Consider the following 3,024-nt stretch of genomic DNA (forward strand, 5'->3'; position numbering starts at 1 on the left):
GTGCTGATCGGGATGCTGATCGCTTTCGGCGAGGTCGCGCCGATCTTCGCGACGCTTGCCGCCGGCTCCGTCATTTACGGCCTTGGCAGAACCTTCTTCTTCACGCTGGAGATGCAGAATGTGCCGCCGGGCGCCGAATGGTTCTCGCTGATCGGGCAGGGCCGCATCCTCGGCGTTCCGGTGACGGTGGTGATCTTTGCCATGCTTTGCCTGGCGCTGCATCTGGTGCTCAGCCGCACGCGGTTCGGCTGGCAGACCTATGCCATGGGCAACAATCCGGGCGCCGCCAGGATCACCGGCATTTCCAACCGGCCGATGATCGTCGCGCAGTATGCGATCAGCGCGCTGATCGCCTACGGGGCCGGGCTGGTGCTTGCCTCGTCGGCGTCGGCGATCAACGCCCGGCTTTTCAATTCGACGATGATCTACGACATCCTTCTGGTCGTCGTGTTGGGCGGCATCGGCCTGAATGGCGGCCACGGCAAGGTTCGCAACGTCATTCTGGGCACGATCTTCGTCGGCATCCTGCTCAACGGCATGACGATCATGAACATCGCCTACACGATCCAGAACCTGGTCAAGGGCGTGGTCCTGCTTCTGGCCATCGTCATCGACTCGCTCGTCAACCCGCGCGACGAGCAGACGTCCCAGCAAGGGGATCTCTGACCAATTTCAACGCCAAAATGCAATGGGAGGAAACCATGCGACTTCTGAAAACGACAACGTGGCTGGCCGCGGCCTGCATCGCGCTTGCCGGTATCGTCACCGCCAGCGCCCAGGACAAGGGCCTGGAAAACCCGCGCTCGACGACGTTCCACAAGACGCTGGAAGGCAAGAAGGTCGTCTTCCTGCCGCTGTCGATGGGTTTCGACCTGACCGAAGGCTGGGCGGCGGTGATGCGCCAGCAGGCCAAGCGCCTCAAGTATGATTTCGAGATCCGCGACCCCGCCTGGAGCACCGACGCGGGAACCCGCGCGCTGCAGTCGCTGATCAGCGAGAAGCCGGACCTGATCGTCGCGCACAATCCCGACATCCAGTCCTACGCCCGGTTGCTGGCTCAGGCGCAGGCCGCCGGCATCAAAGTTGTGCAGATCAACCTTGAATCGAACACCCAGACCGATTCGTATGTCGGCGCCGACTGGACCGAGATCGGCGAACAGGCGGCGCAGGCGGTGGTCGACAAATGCAGCCCCGGCAAGGGTGCTTCGACCAAGGTCGCTATCGACACCGGCGTGCCGACAGCGGCATCCGACGTGTTCCAACTCGACGGCATCTACCGTGTCTTGAACCAGCATCCCGACATCCAGGTCGTTTCGCAGCAGGCCACCGAATACAATCCGGAAAAGGCGCGCTCGATCATGGAGACCGTGCTGCAACAGCATCCGGATCTTTGCGGCGCCATCGGCATCTGGGACAATCAGGACACCGGCACGGCGTCTGCGATCCAGCAGGCCGGCAAGGGCGACCAGGTCTTCCTCGTCACAAGCGGCGGCGGCAACAAGGTCGGCTGCGAGAATGTCGAGAAGGGCCTGTTCAGTCTCTACATCAGCTACAACGTGCCGCTGCAAGGCGAAATCCTGAATGCGGAGATCGCAAGGCTGCTGCTCTCCGACGGTACTGCCGGCGAGACCAAGACGCTCTATTTCAATCCGCTGACGCAGATCACCAAGGCCAATGTCAACCAGCGCAATTGCTGGACGCTGGACGATCTGAAGTAGGGAATCCTGACTTATGGCCACCAGCGATGCGCTTTCACGGCTGCGGTACCGGCTTTTGCCGGACCGCCTGTTCGGCGAATTGCTGACCAAGAGCTGGATCGACAACGTCATTCCGGCATTGGCGCTGGTGGTCACGATCCTCGTCATGACGTGGATCATCCCTGGCTATTTCTCGGTCGGCAACCTTACCGATCTCGCCCGCCAGGTGTCGGAATTCGGCCTGATCGCACTGGCGCTCACCATCGTCATCCTCTCGGGCGGCATCGACCTCTCGGTCGGCTCGATGTTCGCGCTATGCGTGCTTGCCGCCCTGGTATCGATGAACGTTGCCGGCCTGCCGGTCGGCGTGGCATTGATCGCGACGCTAGCCACGGGCCTCGTCTGCGGGCTGCTCAACGGGGTGCTGATCGGCTATCTCAGGCTGCGCGCCTTCATAACCACTCTGGTGACACTGGTCATCTACCGGGCGCTCTACGACATCATCTTTCCCCGGCTTGCCAGCGCGATCGTCGGCTCGATGCCGGTCTCCCCGACCTGGGACCTGATCGGCTTCGGCACCTTCTACGGCCTGCCCGTCTCCTTCGCCATTTTCGCCGTCATCGCCCTTGGCGCGCATATCGTCCTGTCAAGGCTAAGGCCAGGATGGCGGTTGCGCGCCGTCGGCGGTGCGCGCCGCTCCGCCTACAATGCCGGCATCAACGTCAAGCTGACGGTTTGCCTCGCCTATGTCGCATCGGGCCTGCTGACCGCGATCGCTGCCTTTCTGTTTTCCGCCCGGCTCGGCAGCACCGGCGCCGACACCGGCATAGGGCTGGAGATTTCCGTATTGACCGCCGTGGTGCTTGGCGGCGTTTCGCTGGGTGGCGGCCGCGGTTCGGTCGGCAATGCGGTGATCGGCTCCATCCTGGTGCTGATCCTGACCAGCGGCCTCATCCGCCTGTCGATGCCCGGCTCGGTCAACCAGCTGATCCTCGGTCTGGTGCTGATCGCCGCCGTGCTGTTCGACGCCAAATGGGTGAAGAACCGCGGCAAGCTGTTGAGCAAAGTCTATGTCTCGCCGACCTATCTGAAGCTGCCGAATTTGACGCCGCCGACCGGAACCGACGTGCTTGCCGTCAATGACAGGCTTGGCGCGGCGGAGCTCATAGGGCTTGGCGCGGTCGAAGGTCCCGAGGACGTCGTCCTCGACCGCGACGACAATCTCTATACCGGTACGCGGCACGGTACGATCGTCCGTTTCCTCGCGCCCGACTATGCGCGCAGCGAGGTCTTCGCCCGTATCGGCGGTCATCCGCTGGGGCTGGCC

General features: G+C 62.9%; 3 protein-coding genes. All 3 read left to right on the plus strand.

Translation table 11 applies throughout. The features are described from left to right. Positions 1-666: ABC transporter permease (locus EOD15_RS31705; RefSeq protein WP_127409178.1), on the plus strand; the 666-nt coding region annotated here is incomplete at its 5' end. 35 nt (positions 667-701) lie between these two features. Continuing rightward, positions 702-1,718: a sugar ABC transporter substrate-binding protein gene (locus EOD15_RS31710; RefSeq protein WP_164893405.1), complete on the plus strand. Its 1,017-nt coding sequence runs from the start codon at positions 702-704 to the stop codon at positions 1,716-1,718. Between the two features lie 13 nt (positions 1,719-1,731). Continuing rightward, the coding region (locus EOD15_RS31715; protein ID WP_148129737.1) for an ABC transporter permease at positions 1,732-3,024 on the plus strand (1,293 nt) is incomplete at its 3' end.

The organism is Mesorhizobium sp. M7A.T.Ca.US.000.02.2.1, assembly GCF_003996995.1.
Taxonomy (GTDB): Bacteria; Pseudomonadota; Alphaproteobacteria; order Rhizobiales; family Rhizobiaceae; genus Mesorhizobium.